Genomic DNA, 18,062 nt, shown 5'->3' with positions numbered 1-18,062 from the left:
TCCACCCCAAAAATTTAATGTTCCCAATCAATTTTAATTTCATACTTGATGGGATCTTTTAAGCCGTTGATTTTAAAAGCTTTGATTCGATCACGACAAGTTGCACATTTTCCACATGAAAACTGTTGGCCTTCATAACACGAACGAGTTAGCTCAAAAGGTACTTTTAGTTGTTGACCAAATTGAACAACTCCTGCCTTATTACGTGTAATTAATGGCGCTGCTAAGTGAACTTGGTTGTCAGTCCCTAACACAATAGCCTGGTTCATCGCATGGTAGAAACTTGGCGAACAATCCGGATAAGCATTGCCAGCGGCATCATCAACATGAGCTCCATAGACGATTCTTGAACATCGCCGACTATACGCGAGGGCCGCTGCTTGAGAAATCATTAAGCCATTTCTAAAAGGAACATAGGTATCAACGATTCCCGAACCATTCTTTTGCATGATTGCCTGATAACTAAGTTGCGCGATCTGACCGTTTCCTTGTAGCAAGGTTGATGAAGACCCAGAAAAAATTTGTGGATCAATCTTAGCAATTAAATGTTCAACTTTATAAAACTGGGCAACTTGTTGCGCAGTTTGCAGCTCCAATTGGTGTTTTTGACCATAGGCAAATGACAGCGCAATCACATTTTCCTTACCTTGAGCTTTAACTGCTTGAGCTAAGCAAACGGCCGAATCTAAACCACCCGAAAGCAAGATTACTTGTTTCATCATTTCACCTACCTGACTGCATTTTTATATGTCGGCAATTGATTTAGGAATTGTAATTTTCTATGAAACGCTAACTGTTTCAGTTCATCCGTTTCATATTTAGGGTTAACCCGATTGACAAAGGGATAAATTGAAATTCCGCCACGAGGAGTAAATAAGCCAAAAACTTCAATATATTTGGGATCCATTAAGCGGTTTAGATCATTGAGGATGATATTCATGCAATCCTCATGAAAATCACCATGATTGCGAAAACCGAAAAGGTAAAGTTTCAAGCTTTTGCTTTCAACCATTTTTTGCGTTGGAATATATGAAAGATAGACCTTGGCAAAATCAGGCTGGCCTGTTTTTGGACAAAGACTAGTAAATTCATAAGCGTCAAAAGATACCAAATAATCATGATCAGGATGTTTATTAACGAAGGTTTCTAAAACTGAAGGGTCATAATCTTGGGGATACTTGGTCTGCTTGTTGCCAAGTTGGGAAACATTCCCAAATTCTTGGGGTGTACGTGAGGTAAAACTATTAAATTTTTGCATTAAAAAAGCTCCTTTTGTTTTTTTGTGGAGGTTTAGGGAAAACATACTCCGTTTAATTAATCAGCGTTTTCAGTCTACAATAAAACCAGATGAAAAACAAATTTCCCTGCAAAAGTTATTTTTAGTCTTGTAATTACTACTTTTTAATGAAATAATAATTAATAGTGCAGCAAAATAAATGATGCCCGTGAGCATCAATTTTGGAGGTTTTTTAAATATGGAACAAATCAAATCAACTAACCAGAAGTCATTCAGCAACTCGCAAAAATGGGTTATTGCTTCAACGGCTGCTGGTTTTTCTTTAGAAAACATGGATATCATGTTTTTGTCATTTTCATTGACTTCAATAATTGCTTCTTTACATTTATCAGGAATGGCTGCTGGTTGGATCGGCTCAATTACTAATATCGGAATGCTGGTTGGCGGTGCGGCTTTCGGATTGTTAGGTGATCGCATTGGTCGAGTCAAAACATTTTCCTACACTATTTTTATTTTTGCGTTTGCTACTGGCTTAATGTATTTTGCCCACAGCTTACCAATGATCTACACGATGCGTTTCTTGGCTGGCATTGGTGCAGGCGGAGAATATGGAGTTGGCATGGCTTTGATTGCTGAAAATTTTCAGCAGGATCACGTTGGGAGAATGACTTCAGTTGCAGCTATTGGTGGGCAAGTTGGTGCAATCATTGCTGCGTTACTGGCGGCTGCTATTATTCCAAAGTTTGGCTGGAATACTTTATTTTTATTGGGAATTATTCCGGTCTTACTGACTTATTTTATTCGGCGTCATTTGACTGAAAGCCAGGAATTCTTGCAAGCAAAACAAATTGCTCAGCAACAAAATCAAACAGCGACTTTTGGGCAATTATTTAAAACCCGGCAACTATTTGGCCAGACTTTAGGACTAATGATAATGACCATCGTCCAAATTGCTGGATATTTTGGCTTAATGAATTGGTTGCCGTCTATCGTTCAACAACAGCAAGGTTTAAGTATCGCCAGTTCATCATTGTGGATGATTGCTACGATCATTGGGATGAGCATCGGGATGCTGGTATTTGGATACCTAATGGATGCAGCTGGTCCACGGCTTTCATTTGCAGTCTTTTTGCTTGGCTCAGCTAGTTCGATGTTTGTAATCTTAGCAGCCCACAACTCGCTGACTTTGATCCTAGCGGGCTGCTTGATTGGCTTTTTTTCCAACGGAATGTTTGGGGGCTATGGTGCAGTGATCAGTCAACTTTACCCTGCACAAATCAGGTCAACAGCTAACAATCTGATTATGAATGTTGGTCGAGCAATTGGTGGCTTTTCGTCTGTTGCAATTGGCTTTTTAATGGATCGCTTCAATTTGACAGTTACCATGGGATCATTATCAGCCTTATACATTCTGAGTTTGCTTGTCATGATCAATTTGCCAGGTCTTAAACAGCTCAGTAAATAGTTCTTAACAAAATAAAAATGGATCATTAAATTTCAGCGCAAAACTGAATTTAATGGTCCATTTTTAAGTTACTAGTGCTTAATTCTTTTGTTTCATTGCTTCAAATTGCTGCATGATCTCTCGCAAGTCATCTTCTCTCACGATCGATTGATTGTCTGCAACGTGTTTAAAAATTGGAAAGATTTATTTCATGTCAGCCTTAGTCACTTGGTAACCGATTTCTGCCAATTTAACTGCAACTGCGTGTGAGCCTGACAATTTGCCTAACGGAATCGATGAATGGGCAACCCCGACACTTTGCGGCGTCAAAATTTCATAAGTTGCATGATTCTTCAAAAAGCCATCTTGATGAATTCCTGATTCGTGTGAAAAAACATTTGTCCCAGTGATTGGTTTATTATGTGGCAGTGGCATTTTAGCTTTTTGACTGACCAATTTAGCTAATTCATAAGTTTTTTTCAAATCAACGTGATTTTCCGCTTGATAAAAGTCATGCCGAACATACATTGCAGCAGCTACTTCTTCCAAGGCTGTATTACCAGCTCTTTCACCAATTCCATTAATTGTTCCTTCAATTCGAGTTGCACCGTGCCGGATTGACTCTAAAGCATTGGCCGTTGCCATCCCCAAATCATTGTGACAATGAACTGAAAACGTCACTCGATCAAATTCTGGAATGTTTTTCTTCAGATAATCGAACAAGGCTCCAAATTCATCTGGGTTAGTATAACCGGTGGTATCAGGAATATTAATTACCTCAGCACCCGCAGCAATTGCCGTTCGCACAGCTTTGACCAGAAAGTTCCATTCAGTCCGAGTTGCGTCTTCTGGAGAAAATTCAACATGGTCAAAATGCTGTCGGGCATAACTAACACACGCTTGAATCTTTTCAATAACCTGTTCTTGAGTCATATGCAGTTTTGACTCACGATGAATTGGACTTGTTGCAATAAAAACGTGAATTTGACCATGTGGAGCATCGGTCAAAGCCTTGATTACTGCATCAATATCTTTTTTAACACAGCGTGCCAGCCCAATCACATTGCAATTAGTTACTTCTTGGCCAATTCGCCGCACGGCATTAAAATCATTTTCTGAAGCAACTGGAAAACCAGCTTCAATTACATCAGCCCCCCAATCAGCGATTTTTTGCGCCAACATAATTTTATCTTCAATTGAAAAATTAACACCAATTGTCTGTTCACCATCACGCAAAGTTGTATCAAAAAATTGAATCATTTTACTCATATTAAATTCCCCCTATGGATTTAAAAATTGTTAAAATAAAAACGCCCCATTCAGGTAGAATGAGACGTTTTGTCTTTCGAGCCCCATTCTACTAACGCCAAATAGGACTCGACATATCTGTCAGAGTCCTCAGTCATAGTAGTAGGGCAAATTCAATTACTTGATTAAATTTCCACTGCTTTTTCATCTACGAAGACCCCCGTCTTAGTTGTTGCTCTTAATTTAATATTTTTTTAATTAAAAGTCAAGTATTTTCTTAATAAAAAAAGTTTTTTCTTAGGAATAACTTTCAATTTCTCAGATTATGACGACGTGTTTGATAAGTTTCCCAATCAATTTCACCATTCGCATACTTTTCATCAAGAATTTTTTTGGCTGAACTAGTCTTGCTAGTCAAAGCAAAAACTAAACTGCTGAAAATGACAACCAGTACTAATAAAGCAACGATTGGCAGCCAAAAATTGCCGCCCATAAAACCATAATTGGAACAAAAACGCCACATCATTCTCAAACTCACCTCCCGCAAATATTTCAAATTTATTATACAATTTATTTAACGGGATTACAATTGTCACCAAAAAGATTAAATAAGGTCAAAATGTTATAATTAACTAAAAATTGCCGCTAGGATTGTTATGCGATGTTTTAAAGACAAAGCTTTTTTTAATTGTAATTTATAAACATATAATACGAGGAGGTAACGTTCATGCACATTTTATGGAATAATCAGATCGTTGAACGTTCAACAGTCAAAATTGACATTGAAGATCGTGGGTATCAATTTGGAGATGGATTGTACGAGGCAATCAGACTTTACAACGGAAAGCTCTTCATGTATAACGAGCATTTTGACCGCCTGGAACGCTGTGCCAAAAAGATTCGGCTCGACCTGCCCTTCTCTCGTTTGGAATTATTGCGAAGATTAAGGAAATTAGTTGAAATTGAAAAGCTAAGCGAAGGAGATGTTTATCTTCAAGTCACTCGCGGCATCGCTCCACGAAATCATCTCTTTCCAGCCAAACCACAACCAGTTTTGACAGCAAACGTTACGCCATTTTCACGACCGGTCACACTGCAGCAGCAAGGCAAAACTGCTTGCTTAGTCAAGGACCAGCGCTGGTTGCACTGCGATATTAAATCTTTGAGTTTGCTGGGGAATTTATTATCACTTGATGAAGCAGTCCAACGCGGTTTTGACGATGCCCTTTTAGTTAGGGATGGTTATTTTACTGAAGCCTCCGCCTCTAATCTTTGGTTTGTGATCAACGGCTGCTTGTATACCCATCAAGATGGACCGCTAGTTTTACCGGGAATCACTAAACTGCAGCTGCTTCGAATCATTCATCAAGACCAGCTGCCAGTTAAAGAAATGGCCGTTCCTGTTAGTGCCCTTAATCAAATTGAGGAATGCTTTTTGACTAACTCAATTGAAGAAATCATTCCAGTCATTTCAATTGATGGAAAATTAGTTGGAAATGGACAACCGGGCAAATTAACTAAATTATTGCAACAAAAGTATCTTGAACAGATCTAGTTTTTAATAAAGAGGTTCTTAGAATCTTGAAGTGCGATCAAAAATGATGGTAGATAAAGAATGTCTAAAAACAAACATTGTAATACACTGATCGCTGTTTTATTGGTAATCCAATCAGTTTCTAATAAAAATCCGCCCAAGATGCCACCTAAAAGACAAATACCTAGTAATTTTGCCCAAAGGTTTTGATCCTTTTGCCAAGCCAGAATTAATAAACAAAGATTGATTGCTAACAAAGCTCCACTCCCGATCCCAGAACCCAAAGCATGAAGCAAACTATGCCAGTTAGCAAAATAATCAGAACCGTAATTGAAAAGAGCAGTCATCAGGCAATCGCCTATTCCGTAAATTGCAATCAAGCTACCAAATAACCAACCAGAAAATTTAAATTCATTTTTAAATCGTTCAAAAAAATATGGAGCTGAAAAAATAAATAAGCTACCATCAATTATTTCCCACCGTTTAAAAGCGATCTGCATTGGCATTCCATTTTGCCCTAACTGACTTAAAAGAACTGCATCATGGCTACCATTGTCACTAAAAAAATTCATAAAAAATGGCAGACTAATCTCACGCAAAAAAACAAACAACAAAATCAAACAGCCATATTTTTTTAAAATTCGCATGATCTCACGACCTTACTGGGCAGATTGAAGACTTTCAAGCTGCCTTGTTTAACTTTTTAAAACAATTTAATCAATCCAACACCTAAAAGCATTACGATGATTCCTAATAGCTGTACTGGAACAACTGGAATTTTTGGAGCTCGCAGCCAGCCAAATTGATCAACCAATAAACTGCCAGAAATCATACCAATTAAAACAGCCACAACGGTTAACCCGGTACCAATAACCGGTGCTAAATAAGCATTACCCAAAACAAACAAAGCTCCCAAAATTCCGCCTAGCCAAATCCACCATGGATAATTGCTTATGATTTGCTGATTTAAATGAACACGATGCTCTTTCACCCAGACAATCAGCCAAAGTGTCATTGTTCCAATTAAAAATGAAATTAAGGCAGCTTTCGGCGCCGAATGTAAAATAACCCCTAGATGACCATTAATGGCTGTTTGCATAGCACTTAGCATCCCCGTACCAATCCCTAACAGCTGCCAAGGCAATTTTTTAGTCGATTTTAAAGCTGGTGAATCAAGCTGATTTTTATGCTGATCCAGCCAGCTTTTAATGGCAACCGCCATGATTACTCCGATAGCAACTAAAAGTGCTCCAATTAATCGAATCAAAGTCAGTGGATGCTTAGTAGCTTCAAACCAGCCAAAATTGTCAATCAACATGCTCATAATCAGTTGCCCAACTACTGGCATGATCACCGTTTGGACGCTTCCTAAATAAGGAAATAAGATAATATTTCCAGTTAAATAAATAACTCCTAAAAACCCACCTAACCAGATCCACCATGGTTGTACTCTGATCAAATTTGCTGGAATCAATAAGTCTTGCCGTAAGATTAATAAAATCAAGGTTAAAAAAATTGTTCCAATTGAAAATGAAATCATTGAAGAAACCAATGAGGAGGAAACTGCTTTTCTCAACTGTGAATTAATTGCTGTTTGCAGTGGCGCCCCGATTCCAATCAATAATCCCATCGCTAATAAATACATCATTTCTCCACCCTTCATTTTGCAAAACCTATTTTAGCACTTAATTTCTCCAAAACTCAAAAGCTTTCATTAAGAAAATCAAACAGCAGTTAGAAAAATCGATTCACTTTTCCCAACTGCTGTTGATGAAACCAATATTTTAAGAACTTAGGATCAAAGCTTATGCTGTTAAATTGTTGGATTTTTATGACTCCAACGGCGATAGTCAAACATCCCGGCTTGCAAGCCACGCAGTAACACCTCTGCTGTGCTGATGTTAGTAGCAATTGGTATTTCATGAACATCAGCTAATCTAATCAAAGCATTGATATCTGGTTCATGCGGTTGCGCTTCCAATGGATCACGCAAAAAAATAATCAAATCCATTTGATCTTCTGAAACTAAAGCACCAATCTGCTGATCCCCACCGTAAGGTCCAGAATTAAAACAATGAATTGACAAACCAGTTGCTGCCATAACTTTTTTGCCAGTTGTCCCGGTAGCAAATAGTTCATTTTGAGCTAGAATTTGCTTATAAGCAGTTGCCAATAAAATCATGGTTTTTTTCTTGCGGTCATGAGCAATTAGAGCAATTTTCATTTTAAACCCTTCCCTTTCTGATCTTAACCTTAAATTAAAACTTTAAAATTAGATTTGTCAAGCAGGTTGTTATCAAAAGTTATCAATGAAAATTTTTAAAAATAACAAAGAAGAGTGATCGCTGGAATGTCAACATTTATGTTATAATTAAATTGTAATAAATGACTGTTCACATTGAAAGGAGTCTTGGTTATGTATAAGAATATTTTAATTGGAATTGATGGTTCAAAACAAGCCAAACAGGCATTTGAAGTTGGTTGCAATTTAGCTAAAGTCTTAAGTGCTAAAGTAAGTCTTTTGTGGGTTGTCAATCGTGATCGCAGTATGGATGTTTCATTTGGCGTTGGTGCCGAATTTTATCAAGATGTTGCTGATCAGGCCAAAGAAAAGATCAAGCCATACCAAGATGCAGCCAAAGAAAAAGGTGTTGAAGTCAAAGCTGAGGTTTTGATTGGCAATGTTAAAGAAGTATTATCAGATACCTATCCGAAAGAACATCAAATTGATTTGATTGTCATTGGACAAACTGGCATGAATAGTATTGAAAAAGTAGTTGTTGGATCGCATACGAGTTATGTAGTTAGAAATTCCGCTTGTGATGTTCTAGTTGTCAAATAAATTTTGATTTTTTATCAACAAAATCGGGGAAATAACACTCTAAACGTGCCATTTCCCCGATTTAATTACTTTTTACTGATTATCACTCAAATCAGTTCCATTAGTTGCGATAACTTTTTGATACCAGTAAAATGAATCCTTACGAATTCTTGTTAAAGTTCCTCTCCCTAGATCATCTTGATCAACGTAAATCAAACCATAGCGTTTTGACATTTCAGAAGTTGAAAAACTGATTAAATCAATGGGTCCCCACATAGTGTATCCTAGCAGCTTGACACCATCTTTGATTGCTTCTTTCATCTGAATAATATGCTGACGCAGATAGCTAATTCGATAGCTGTCATGAATTTGATCATTAACCAGTTTATCTTGGGCTCCTAATCCATTTTCAACTACAAATAACGGTTTTTGATAACGATCCCACAGCTCATTTAAAGTTATCCGCAAACCAATTGGATCAATTTGCCAACCCCAGGCGGATTCTTTCAAGTAAGGATTGCGACCACCAGTTGCCATATTGCCAACTGCAGTACCATCTTGGTCAGCTTTTGTTACAGTTGTCATGTAGTAGCTAAAGCTAATAAAGTCAACTGGATTATTTGCTAAAATTGCTTGATCATCAGTTCCCATTTTGATTATTAACTTATTTTCAGCAAAATAGCGATTCATAAAAGCTGGATATTCACCACGAACTTGAACATCAGAAAAAAATAAATTTTTTTGATCTGCTAACTGGGCGGCACGAACATCTTCCGGCTTTGGACTAGCAGGATAGGTTTGCATTCTAGCCAACATACAACCAATTTTATCTGTTGGATACAGCTCATGTAGTTGTTTAGTAGCCAAAGCGCTGGCCACAAGCTGATGATGCAAAGACTGATACCGCAATTGCAGTTGTTGTTGTTTTGATAAGCCCTGATCAATTGCTCCGGTGGCATGGAAGCCCCACGTTCCGGTATTAATTTCATTAAAAGTCAGCCAATATTTAACTCTTTGTCCAAAATGTTCAAAAACAATCTGGGTATAATGATTAAACGCCGCAATTGTACGACGATCTGACCAGCCATTATATTTGAGAGTCAAATCTAATGGCATTTCATAATGCGATAAAGTGATTAATGGCTGAATTTGATATTTTTCTAATTCAGTCAGTACACGATCATAAAAGTCCAAACCTGCTTGATTAGGTTGTTTATCATCCCCATGGGGTAAAATCCTCGCCCAAGCGATCGAAAAACGATAAACTTTAAAACCCATTTCGGCAAACAACTTAATATCTTCAGCATAGTGATGGTAAAAATCTACACCGCGTCTTTTAGGATAAAGCATCGTTGTATGATCATTAATGGCCTGGTGCAGAGTTACTTGATCGACCGCATCCATTGACATTTTTTTTCGATTGGTTGCCTTTTTGACGACCTCAGCAGTTGTTAATCCTTTGCCGTCCAAGTTCCAAGCCCCTTCAACTTGATTAGCAGCAGTTGCTCCACCCCAAAGAAATCCTGTTGGGAAATTTTGCGGATAATTTTCTTGATACATCAAAACTCCTCCTCGTATTATGTGTTTATGAGTTACAAAGCTTCTCTTTAATGGTCATGCTTTGTGTCTAATTGCAACAGCCAATTATTCTTTGCAACAGTTTCCTGAGTTGCAGTAATTTGATATTGCTTACTATTGGTGATTACCAACATAATAGTTGGATCATAACCGGCCTGTTTAATTTTTTCTAAATCAAATTTAATTAATTCCTGATTTACGGTTACATGTTGTTCTTTTTTTACTAATGTTTTAAAATATTTACCATTTAATTTCACTGTATCAATTCCAATGTGTAACAGAACTTCGATTCCTGAATCAGAAATCAGACCAATCGCATGACCAGTTGGATAAACCGCACTGACTGTTCCAGCTACTGGAGATTTCAAAGTTCCATCGGTTGGAACGATCGCAATTCCTTTACCCATTGCCTCAGAAGCAAAAACTTGATCATGAACACTAGTTAAAGGGATGATTGTCCCGGTGACCGGTGCCGTAACAAGTTCACCAGTTTGCGATAAATTTTGATCGCTAACGGTTGCTTGACTACTTGACTTTTCAAAACCAAAGAAATATGTCAAAATTGCAGCCAGTACAAAAGCAACGCTGATTCCGATAATGACACCGATAAACCCCTTTCCTAAATAGGTTGGTAAAGCTAATAAGCTCGGTAAAGTGAACGAACTGGCTTTAGCCTTGAAAGCACCGATAATTGCACCACCTAAACCACCAGCGATTACGGCACAAACAAAGGGCCGCTTCATTTTCAAGGTAATCCCATAAATAATTGGTTCAGTAATTCCAAAAATACCGGTAACAACGCCTGAACCAGCCAGCGTTTTTTGCTTTTCATCTTTAGTTTTAAGGAAAACACCCAAAGCCGCTCCGGCTTGCGATAAAACTGCAGCTGCTAAAATTGGCAGTAAGGGATCATAACCCATTTTAGCAATATTGTTCATCATCACCGGTACAAAAGTCCAATGAACACCAAAAATAACAAATACTTGCCAAAATGCTCCCATAATTATACCAGCGATGATTGGTGCAAAATTATAGACCCCGCTGACAGCATTGGCTAACAAATTACTAATTCCCGAGCCAATTGGTCCAACAACGATCAAGGTTAACGGAACCATAATAATCAAAGAAAACAAAGGAGTAAAAATATTACGAATGGCATCAGGAAAAATTCTATCTAAGATCGGTTGCAAATATGATAAAACCCAAACAGCTAATAGAATGGGAATTACCGACGATGTATAGGTTGTTGGAACAACTGGTACTCCTAAGAAATGTAAAGTCTGCGATTTAGTAGCAACTGTAACCAAGGTTGGATAAACTAAGGCCGCTGCTAAAGCAACTGCAACAAATTGATTAACTCTTAGACGTTTAGCCGCCGTAAAAGCTAAGAAAATTGGCAAGAAATTAAATAGTGCATCGCCAGCTGCATACCAGATTTCATAAGTGCCGCTCGTCGTTTTTAACCAACCTAAAGCAACTAACAAGGCCAATAAACCTTTCAAGATACCTGCTCCAGCCATTGCTCCAAGAAATGGTGTAAAAGTTCCCGAAATAAAGGCAATGAAACGATTTACCAGTGAATCCTTCTTTTCATTTGTTGAAGCTGCTTGATTTTCTTTATTTTCCAAACCAGCTTGATCAGCTAATGAATCAAAAACTTTACCGACTGAATTTCCAATTACAATTTGATACTGACCGGCAGATTTAACTACCGTAATAACTCCTGGAATGTTTTCAATTGTTTCAGTCTTGGCCTTGTTTTCATCAAGCAACTTGAATCTTAGACGTGTTGCGCAATGCCAAGCAGTATTAATATTTTCTTTACCACCAATATTCTTTAAGATTTTTGCAGCAATCTCTTCGTAATTCATTTTTCCTCACCTCATAATTTTTTGTAAAATAAAAACTCAGTCAAAAGTCAATTCAAATTCTAAAGAGAATTCATGCTTTTACTGAGTTTTGCCTAATTTAATAGTTACAACCTCAAAATAATTATTTCGTCAGATCATTTAAAATTCTTTGAATATGGATCGTTAAATAAATTTGCTCGTTTAGTGATAACTGACGGTGCAATGAAGTTGACACAAAAGCCACGACCTTCTGCGTACCAGCATAAGCAGTTGGATACTTTTGCTTGATATGATCAAAAAGAAACTTATCATCATCTTTTTGTTCTACGTACTTGCTTGAATCAGTAATCCGTTCAGCTAAAAAGCGTAAATGGACTAAAAAGCGCCGGTAACTGATCGAATCAGGATCTAAAATAACTTGCAACTGAAATTGAACGATTTGAATAATATCAGCAATAATTTTGGTTAGCTTTAACGTATCATCATAATCCTTAGGATGGTCTAAATTACTTTCAACAAATTTTAATGCAATAAATCCAGCTTCATCTTCAGGAAGTTGCACTCTAAAACGTTGCTTAACCAAGTTCAGTGATGCTTGCCCCAACTGAAATTCCGCCGGATAATAATGCTTTATTTCCCACAAAATCTCATTATGAATCTCAATTCCTTGGCGGCAGCGAACAATTGCAAAATGTAAATGATCCATTAAAGAAATCAGCAGATACTCATTAAATTTGACATGTAATTTTTTTTCAGCTAACTGAATAATTTGCGCAGCTAATTCAAGATATTCAGGCGACACGTCATTCAACAAATCATTAAAAAGATTGAACCACTTATTTTCAGTCGGGGCAAAAACCTGTTCAATTTTTTGACGATCAACTGGCATACCAGATTTTTGCTGAAAACCGATTCCCTTACCAACTAAAATTAATTGATGACCATTTTTCTCGGCTAACAAAACATTGTTATTAAACACTTTAATGATTTTCATTGATCACTTCCCCAGTCCACAACAAATTCAAATAAAAAGACCTGCACAACACCAAAATACCAATCATTCGACTGTTATTTCAATCTTGTCCAGGTCTTGCCCACTAATGATAGCGGTAACAATCCTTCAATAACTATATACTATAACGAACATAGAACTTTTGCAAGGCTTTTTTTGAAACTTTCAAAAATGCACGAATCTTTGCTTTATATTATTACTAGAAAGTTTGCATTTTCTGGCAACAAATTGACAAGCCTCGGTTAGATAATTGCGCGGTTCGGTTAAAATTAGTGGTACTTCAACAAAATCAATTTGATTCCGTTTGATCCAAACATTTAATAAAAATTCACTTAAAAATCCAAAGATTCGCTGTTCATAAGCTGAAAAATTACTAATATCAACTTGTTTTTCAACTTTTTCTAATACTGAAAAAAGCCATCGACTATAGTTATTAAAAATTTTATGATAAGTAATCAGCATATTGTACATATGCGCTTGCCGCTGATGAAACATGACTTGCTCAAAGGCTGGCCAATAGGTTGGGAATTCCTGTTGAATAATCCTTTTAGTGGTACTTAAACCGACAAGCTGATGTTGGAAACGATAATGTGCCCAAAGATTGCGTTCAAAGAAATGACTAGTTGGTGGCAAAATCATTTGATGGTTTGTTAATAATTGATTGATGAAATGATTAGTAATGATCTGGTCAAAAGATTGATTTTTGATTACTTTATTTTTACCAAAATGATTGGCAAAAAATCGTCGATAATGAACGATTCCCTGAATTTGGGCTTGCCGATTTTTCCAAGCCCAATACTGCGCAGTCAATTCACAATAGTGCAGATTTTTATTGGCAATATTTTGGCCTTGATCATCTTGCAAAAAACCAGGAAATCGTTCATTTTTTGGTCCAACTTGAATTGGATAATACAAATCATTATTAGGCAGTAGAATTCTTTTATGACTTACAACATAAATTTCAGTTTCCACGAAAAAACCAGCTTTCACCAACTATCAATTCACTAACTATTCAAAAACTTTCAGGTTTGCGGCAGTCGCGTTTTGAGTGGCTATCAGTTTTCCTTGCAGAAAAATTCGTAAAGGTGTATGGGCAACTCCCTTAATTGGATCACAAGTGATCAAGGTCAGCAGTTTTTGCCCAGGAACGTCATTGATAACGTTAATCTGATATTTGCTAATTGTTTTTCTAAGAGTCAAGCGATATTGATAGACCTTCTGCCCATCGGTTAAATAAACCAGTTCACCCACTTTGGCCTTAGCTAACGGTGAAAATAAGATATTAGGATCGTTCATATGATGTCCGGCTAAAGCATAATTTCCCTGGCCCATTTTTTGATCAGCTTTTAAAGTTCCTGCTCCCCGCAAGAGATTGTCATTGGTAATTCCATAAAAAATCGGCAATTTTAACTTAACAGCTGGAATAGCAATCCGGCCAATCGAACTAGCTGAACTTTGTGAGAATTTCGTCTTGGCAACTGCAAGCGGACTAGCAGACTTAATTTTTTTAAAATTAAATTTCCCTTTTGAGGGCTGAGTTTTCCTAATTGGTTTTTTTAAAGCTTGACTAGTCATTTGGCTGACCATCATCGAAGTCAGCTGTTGATTAAAAACTAATACCAAACCAATTATTAACAAAACTGCCGCCAAAAAATAAAGCAGATTCTTCTTATTCATTTTTTCTACCTCTACCTATAATTTAGCGTTAATGGCTGACAACTGTCAAGGACAAGAAAACAACAGGCATTAATCAACCTGTTGTCTCAAGAGCTGTTTTCTTTTATTCCTGGTTTTTGATTTTTAAAGGTGCTAGCTGTTTTTCAATAGCTGGTAAACCTACTTGGGCTTGCAATAATGAGGCTGCCACATAGGCCCCCTCAATTAAAGCAACATCATAAATTCGAAGTTTCTTGGTTGCTAATTCAGCTGCCATTTCTAAATTCATCCGCGCACTGCCTAAATCATAAAACGCCAAAATTTCACTCCCAGCATTTTGTTCAACTGCCTGTTGAATTTTCTCTAAGCTGGTCCCAATTTCGTTTTCATCGGTTCCTCCAGCACTAGTAATAGCCACATCTTTGGCAACTTGCTGTATAAGTCGTGGGACACCAGCCGCAATTTCTGGAACGTGTGAAACAATTAAGATTCCATATTTCATTTTTCATCCTCCGCAACCAATAATGCTTCAAACAAATAACCACTTGAAACGGCTCCTGGATCAAGATGTCCAATTGAACGTTCACCCAGATAAGAAGCGCGCCCTCTTTTAGCTACTAAAGGTTTAGTACTGGCAACGGCCTTTTCAATTACTGTTGAAGTCAAGTCAGCATTTTTGAGGGCGGCAGTTACTGGCAGCCAAACATCAACCATCGTTTTATCGCCAGCCTTAGCTTGACCTCTTTTCTGTAGCCCTGCTGTAGCTGCTGTCAATAATTCGGCTAGCTCAGTCGTCTGACTGCTTGTTTTAGCCATTTCCAAAAAAGCCGTGCCATATAATGGACCGGCAGCACCACCGACTTTACTAATCAAGGCCATTGCCGTTAATTTTAAAGCAGCTGTTAAATCTTGGGGCTGTTTAGCGGTTAGCATTTGTTGAACAGCAGTTACTCCGCGGGCTAAGTTATTCCCGTGATCGCCATCGCCAATTTTTGAGTCTAGATCACTTAGATAATCTTTTTTGTCAATAACTTTTTGTGAGAACTCATTGATCCAGCTTAGATACTTTTCCAAGGTTAATTTCATTTCAATTCTCCTTATCCTAAAAAATTTAAACGCTTTGGCACTATAACTTTACCATGCAATTGTCTCAACTGGATAATTTAAAGCCTTCAACCAAGCAGCATCAGCTAACTCCAATAAAGTAATCGAAATACCGGCCATATCAAGGGAAGTCATGAAGTTGCCAACCTTAACAAATGCCGGCTTTATATTTTCTTCAGCTAAAAGATCTAAAACATTATGCGTAAATATATATTGCTCCATCAGCGGCGTGGCACCCATCCCATTGACCAGTAAGGCATATTGTTTATTAGAATCCAGTTTCAATTCGTGATCGATCTTGGTTAGCAATTCGGTGGCCAATGCTTTGGCTGGCTTGATTTTTTCACGCCGGTAACCTGGCTCACTATGAATTCCGACACCATATTCGATCTGATCATCTGCTAATTCAAAACCAGGTTTGCCAACCTCGGGAACTGTTGCCGCCGAGAGCGCAACAGCGATTGTTTTTAATTTTGGTAAAACTGCTTGAGCAATTTTCTTTAATTCAGTTAAAGAAGCTCCCTGATCAGCGGCTGCCCCAAGAATTTTATGCATCAGAACCGTTCCAGCCACTCCACGACGCCCTTGCGTATACAAGCTATTTTCGACAGCAATATCATCGTCAACAACTACTGATTTAACCTTGATGCCATCCATTTCTGCTAAATCTTTTGCCATATCAAAATTCATTACGTCACCAGAATAGTTCTTAACTACCAAAAAGACGCCTTTTCCTTGATCAACAGCTTTAATTGCCCGATAAATTTGATCGGGTGTCGGTGAAGTAAAAACTTGGCCAGCAACTGCCGCACTTAGCATTCCCTGACCAACAAAGCCAGCGTGTGTCGGCTCATGGCCACTGCCACCGCCACTAACTACACCAACTTTTCCCTTCATTGAATCTTGATTACTCCGGATAAGCGCAAAAGTTTCTGGAATTTGCTGAACATATTGTGGATAAGCCCTTACCATTCCGTCAACCATTTCAGCTACGACATTTTTTGGATCGTTAATAATTTTCTTCATGAATTCAGCCCCTTTAGCAAACATGTTTTCGTTTTCATTTTATAATAGTTTAATCAGCTTTTCAAAGAATCAGCTAATCTCTTTACTCAAACATTTTAATAAAAGCGTGCTGAGAATTGCCACCACAAATAAATTTTTTATTTTACATCATAAACTAGCCATAAACGATCTTTTAACCAGCAGCCATTTTCCCAAATCGGTTGTTGGTAATGCTTAATAAAATAATCGGTCTGGATTGCATTTAACCGAAAACCACATTGCAGATATAATGCTAACGCTGAGTAGCTAGTTGAGCCAGTCCCTAGAAATAATTGTTGCAACTGATGTTCATTCGCCCAATCAATCAATACTTAATTAATTGTCGCCCAATACCTCGGCTTCTTTGCGATGGTATAACTGATAAATTCAAAATTTCTGCTTGGCTTTTAGTCAATTTATTTATAACAATCATGCCAACTAATTGATTTTGTTGATTTCTAGCAGCAAAGCAATTTCCATTAGCGACATAGTATTTAATCTGACTTAAATCTGGATCAGCTGCTAATAATAATTGAAAATCATTATCAGTTTGTGGCCGATAACTTGCAATGCTTACCGATATCAATGATGACGTTGTTAAAAGCTGCTGTTTGATCAAACTTGCTAGTAACTGATATCCAGCCAGTCCAAAATGCAATCCATCATTTAAACACCCCTGTGTTATTGCTGGAAAGCTTTCTTCAGCAAACATGGCTTCTTGTAAATTAATTCCCTTAATTAAATTTTGAGCGGCAATTTGCAGCATTATTTCCGAATATTGAGCAATCAACTGATTGTTACGCCATTTTTGTTTGTTTTCATCAACTGCTGGTGGGGTTATTAAACATAAACTAGCTGTTGGATAATAATGCTTCAACCGTTTAACAATTTGCAATAAATTTGTTTTGAATGTTTTTAATGGGAGTTGTTTATGAAGTGCCAAATCATTAGTTCCAATTAATAAGAAAACCGCTGAGAATTCATTATTAGGAAAAAAATTACGCCAATTTTGTAAAAGATCCTGACTATTACTACCTGAAATGGCTGTGTTTACAATTTCAAGCCATGTCAACTGCTGTTGGAGACAATGATTAATCATTGGTTGATCAAGTTGTTCATGCCGCGCTATTAAGCTATCACCAGTTACTAGAATTTTCATCTCAGCCCTGCTTTCTATGATTACAACTATAAATATAAAAAAACTGGGAAATAGTCATTTTCCCCAGCCTCAAATTTTAATCCGTTAATAGTTGCACTCCTTCATCTAACCAGTCATAACGCAACAATTTTTTTAACTTGCGATTGATGGGAATCCATAAACCTGTTTGGAGCAAATCTAGCATGATTTTAGTAAAATAACGATCATTCAGAACATTTTTAGGTTGCTTAATAGTTATTATTTCATTATTTTCAGTTTTACAAATCACTTGTGACCGATTAAATCCAATAATTTTTGCTGAAACAATACTGCTTTGCTTATTAAAGCCTTTTCGCATAATTTTTGGCTCCTTTACAGAAACTTTTTACCATTTAA

At 37.3% G+C, this 18,062-nt stretch carries 21 protein-coding genes; 3 read left to right on the top strand and 18 right to left on the bottom strand.

Annotated features, from left to right (window positions below):
- Positions 1 to 14 precede the first annotated feature (14 nt).
- Together queC and queF are read right to left on the bottom strand one after the other, a co-directional pair.
- The gene (gene queC, locus ON15_RS02475; RefSeq protein ID WP_010579899.1) at positions 15 to 719 is read right to left on the bottom strand and encodes a 7-cyano-7-deazaguanine synthase QueC; all 705 of its coding nucleotides are present in this window, start codon (positions 717 to 719) and stop codon (positions 15 to 17) included.
- An 8-nt stretch (positions 720 to 727) separates the two neighbouring features.
- A complete protein-coding gene (gene queF, locus ON15_RS02470; protein WP_010579898.1) occupies positions 728 to 1,258 on the bottom strand; it encodes a preQ(1) synthase in 531 nt (176 codons plus the stop codon).
- Positions 1,259 to 1,475: 217 nt separating this feature from the next.
- Between queF and ON15_RS02465 the strand changes: the two genes are divergently transcribed.
- Positions 1,476 to 2,702 (top strand): MFS transporter, encoded by a 1,227-nt coding sequence (locus ON15_RS02465; RefSeq protein WP_010579897.1) that lies wholly within the window; start codon positions 1,476 to 1,478, stop codon positions 2,700 to 2,702.
- Positions 2,703 to 2,885: 183 nt separating this feature from the next.
- Here ON15_RS02465 and ON15_RS02460 read toward each other — a convergent pair whose 3' ends face one another.
- Positions 2,886 to 3,950 (bottom strand): 2-isopropylmalate synthase, encoded by a 1,065-nt coding sequence (locus ON15_RS02460; protein WP_010579896.1) that lies wholly within the window; start codon positions 3,948 to 3,950, stop codon positions 2,886 to 2,888.
- Between the two features lie 289 nt (positions 3,951 to 4,239).
- A complete protein-coding gene (locus ON15_RS02455) occupies positions 4,240 to 4,455 on the bottom strand; it encodes an SHOCT domain-containing protein (protein WP_010579895.1) in 216 nt (71 codons plus the stop codon).
- 201 nt (positions 4,456 to 4,656) lie between these two features.
- Here ON15_RS02455 and dat point away from each other — a divergent pair, with 201 nt between their 5' ends.
- Positions 4,657 to 5,484 carry a D-amino-acid transaminase gene (gene dat, locus ON15_RS02450; protein WP_010579894.1) on the top strand — a complete coding sequence of 276 codons (828 nt, stop codon included), beginning with the start codon at positions 4,657 to 4,659 and terminating at the stop codon, positions 5,482 to 5,484.
- Here dat and ON15_RS02445 read toward each other — a convergent pair.
- The 3 genes from ON15_RS02445 to ON15_RS02435 form a co-directional block, all read right to left on the bottom strand.
- Positions 5,481 to 6,110 carry a DUF998 domain-containing protein gene (locus ON15_RS02445; RefSeq protein ID WP_010579893.1) on the bottom strand — a complete coding sequence of 210 codons (630 nt, stop codon included), beginning with the start codon at positions 6,108 to 6,110 and terminating at the stop codon, positions 5,481 to 5,483. The two genes, dat and ON15_RS02445, sit on opposite strands and share 4 nt — an antisense overlap.
- A gap of 56 nt (positions 6,111 to 6,166) precedes the next feature.
- Entirely contained in the window at positions 6,167 to 7,108 is a 942-nt protein-coding gene (locus ON15_RS02440) for a DMT family transporter (protein ID WP_010579892.1), read from the bottom strand.
- A gap of 168 nt (positions 7,109 to 7,276) precedes the next feature.
- The gene (locus ON15_RS02435; protein WP_010579891.1) at positions 7,277 to 7,687 is read right to left on the bottom strand and encodes a methylglyoxal synthase; all 411 of its coding nucleotides are present in this window, start codon (positions 7,685 to 7,687) and stop codon (positions 7,277 to 7,279) included.
- Positions 7,688 to 7,879: 192 nt separating this feature from the next.
- Here ON15_RS02435 and ON15_RS02430 point away from each other — a divergent pair, with 192 nt between their 5' ends.
- On the top strand, positions 7,880 to 8,305 hold the full coding sequence (locus ON15_RS02430; protein WP_010579890.1) for a universal stress protein: 426 nt from the start codon (positions 7,880 to 7,882) through the stop codon (positions 8,303 to 8,305).
- A gap of 72 nt (positions 8,306 to 8,377) precedes the next feature.
- On the opposite strand, the gene ON15_RS02425 is transcribed toward ON15_RS02430, so the two are convergent.
- The 11 genes from ON15_RS02425 to ON15_RS02375 form a co-directional block, all read right to left on the bottom strand.
- The gene (locus ON15_RS02425; protein ID WP_010579889.1) at positions 8,378 to 9,844 is read right to left on the bottom strand and encodes a glycoside hydrolase family 1 protein; all 1,467 of its coding nucleotides are present in this window, start codon (positions 9,842 to 9,844) and stop codon (positions 8,378 to 8,380) included.
- A gap of 47 nt (positions 9,845 to 9,891) precedes the next feature.
- Positions 9,892 to 11,733: a beta-glucoside-specific PTS transporter subunit IIABC gene (locus ON15_RS02420; protein WP_010579888.1), complete on the bottom strand. Its 1,842-nt coding sequence runs from the start codon at positions 11,731 to 11,733 to the stop codon at positions 9,892 to 9,894.
- A 121-nt stretch (positions 11,734 to 11,854) separates the two neighbouring features.
- Positions 11,855 to 12,706 carry a BglG family transcription antiterminator LicT gene (licT, locus tag ON15_RS02415; RefSeq protein WP_010579887.1) on the bottom strand — a complete coding sequence of 284 codons (852 nt, stop codon included), beginning with the start codon at positions 12,704 to 12,706 and terminating at the stop codon, positions 11,855 to 11,857.
- 183 nt (positions 12,707 to 12,889) lie between these two features.
- Positions 12,890 to 13,696 carry a DUF4422 domain-containing protein gene (locus ON15_RS02410; protein WP_010579886.1) on the bottom strand — a complete coding sequence of 269 codons (807 nt, stop codon included), beginning with the start codon at positions 13,694 to 13,696 and terminating at the stop codon, positions 12,890 to 12,892.
- Positions 13,697 to 13,732: 36 nt separating this feature from the next.
- Positions 13,733 to 14,401, bottom strand: coding sequence for a class A sortase (locus ON15_RS02405; RefSeq protein WP_010579885.1), 669 nt, complete (start codon positions 14,399 to 14,401; stop codon positions 13,733 to 13,735).
- A gap of 103 nt (positions 14,402 to 14,504) precedes the next feature.
- Positions 14,505 to 14,882, bottom strand: a complete 378-nt coding sequence (gene dhaM / locus ON15_RS02400; RefSeq protein WP_010579884.1) for a dihydroxyacetone kinase phosphoryl donor subunit DhaM — start codon at positions 14,880 to 14,882, stop codon at positions 14,505 to 14,507.
- The gene (gene dhaL / locus ON15_RS02395; protein ID WP_010579883.1) at positions 14,879 to 15,466 is read right to left on the bottom strand and encodes a dihydroxyacetone kinase subunit DhaL; all 588 of its coding nucleotides are present in this window, start codon (positions 15,464 to 15,466) and stop codon (positions 14,879 to 14,881) included. Before dhaL ends, dhaM begins: the two co-directional genes overlap by 4 nt.
- A 48-nt stretch (positions 15,467 to 15,514) precedes the next feature.
- Positions 15,515 to 16,510 (bottom strand): dihydroxyacetone kinase subunit DhaK, encoded by a 996-nt coding sequence (dhaK, locus tag ON15_RS02390; RefSeq protein ID WP_010579882.1) that lies wholly within the window; start codon positions 16,508 to 16,510, stop codon positions 15,515 to 15,517.
- Between the two features lie 137 nt (positions 16,511 to 16,647).
- Complete coding sequence (locus ON15_RS02385) at positions 16,648 to 16,857, bottom strand: N-acetyltransferase (protein ID WP_010579881.1); 210 nt, start codon at positions 16,855 to 16,857, stop codon at positions 16,648 to 16,650.
- The gene (locus tag ON15_RS02380; RefSeq protein ID WP_010579880.1) at positions 16,854 to 17,687 is read right to left on the bottom strand and encodes a GNAT family N-acetyltransferase; all 834 of its coding nucleotides are present in this window, start codon (positions 17,685 to 17,687) and stop codon (positions 16,854 to 16,856) included. The genes ON15_RS02385 and ON15_RS02380 overlap by 4 nt, the downstream gene beginning before the upstream one ends.
- Before the next feature lie 76 nt (positions 17,688 to 17,763).
- A complete protein-coding gene (locus ON15_RS02375; protein ID WP_010579879.1) occupies positions 17,764 to 18,024 on the bottom strand; it encodes a hypothetical protein in 261 nt (86 codons plus the stop codon).
- Positions 18,025 to 18,062 lie beyond the last annotated feature (38 nt).

The sequence above is a fragment of the Liquorilactobacillus vini DSM 20605 genome (genome assembly GCF_000255495.1).
GTDB classification, from domain to species: domain Bacteria; phylum Bacillota; class Bacilli; order Lactobacillales; family Lactobacillaceae; genus Liquorilactobacillus; species Liquorilactobacillus vini.
This window is presented reverse-complemented; position numbering and strand designations above follow the sequence as displayed.

Bases quoted from the DNA above. Each gene is read 5' to 3' on its own strand.
- queC (WP_010579899.1), bottom strand. From the start codon at position 719: ATGAAACAAGTAATCTTGCTTTCGGGTGGTTTAGATTCGGCCGTTTGC.
- queF (WP_010579898.1), bottom strand. From the start codon at position 1,258: ATGCAAAAATTTAATAGTTTTACCTCACGTACACCCCAAGAATTTGGG.
- ON15_RS02465 (WP_010579897.1), top strand. From the start codon at position 1,476: ATGGAACAAATCAAATCAACTAACCAGAAGTCATTCAGCAACTCGCAA.
- ON15_RS02460 (WP_010579896.1), bottom strand. From the start codon at position 3,950: ATGAGTAAAATGATTCAATTTTTTGATACAACTTTGCGTGATGGTGAA.
- ON15_RS02455 (WP_010579895.1), bottom strand. From the start codon at position 4,455: ATGATGTGGCGTTTTTGTTCCAATTATGGTTTTATGGGCGGCAATTTT.
- dat (WP_010579894.1), top strand. From the start codon at position 4,657: ATGCACATTTTATGGAATAATCAGATCGTTGAACGTTCAACAGTCAAA.
- ON15_RS02445 (WP_010579893.1), bottom strand. From the start codon at position 6,110: ATGCGAATTTTAAAAAAATATGGCTGTTTGATTTTGTTGTTTGTTTTT.
- ON15_RS02440 (WP_010579892.1), bottom strand. From the start codon at position 7,108: ATGTATTTATTAGCGATGGGATTATTGATTGGAATCGGGGCGCCACTG.
- ON15_RS02435 (WP_010579891.1), bottom strand. From the start codon at position 7,687: ATGAAAATTGCTCTAATTGCTCATGACCGCAAGAAAAAAACCATGATT.
- ON15_RS02430 (WP_010579890.1), top strand. From the start codon at position 7,880: ATGTATAAGAATATTTTAATTGGAATTGATGGTTCAAAACAAGCCAAA.
- ON15_RS02425 (WP_010579889.1), bottom strand. From the start codon at position 9,844: ATGTATCAAGAAAATTATCCGCAAAATTTCCCAACAGGATTTCTTTGG.
- ON15_RS02420 (WP_010579888.1), bottom strand. From the start codon at position 11,733: ATGAATTACGAAGAGATTGCTGCAAAAATCTTAAAGAATATTGGTGGT.
- licT (WP_010579887.1), bottom strand. From the start codon at position 12,706: ATGAAAATCATTAAAGTGTTTAATAACAATGTTTTGTTAGCCGAGAAA.
- ON15_RS02405 (WP_010579885.1), bottom strand. From the start codon at position 14,401: ATGAATAAGAAGAATCTGCTTTATTTTTTGGCGGCAGTTTTGTTAATA.
- dhaM (WP_010579884.1), bottom strand. From the start codon at position 14,882: ATGAAATATGGAATCTTAATTGTTTCACACGTTCCAGAAATTGCGGCT.
- dhaL (WP_010579883.1), bottom strand. From the start codon at position 15,466: ATGAAATTAACCTTGGAAAAGTATCTAAGCTGGATCAATGAGTTCTCA.
- dhaK (WP_010579882.1), bottom strand. From the start codon at position 16,510: ATGAAGAAAATTATTAACGATCCAAAAAATGTCGTAGCTGAAATGGTT.
- ON15_RS02380 (WP_010579880.1), bottom strand. From the start codon at position 17,687: ATGAAAATTCTAGTAACTGGTGATAGCTTAATAGCGCGGCATGAACAA.
- ON15_RS02375 (WP_010579879.1), bottom strand. From the start codon at position 18,024: ATGCGAAAAGGCTTTAATAAGCAAAGCAGTATTGTTTCAGCAAAAATT.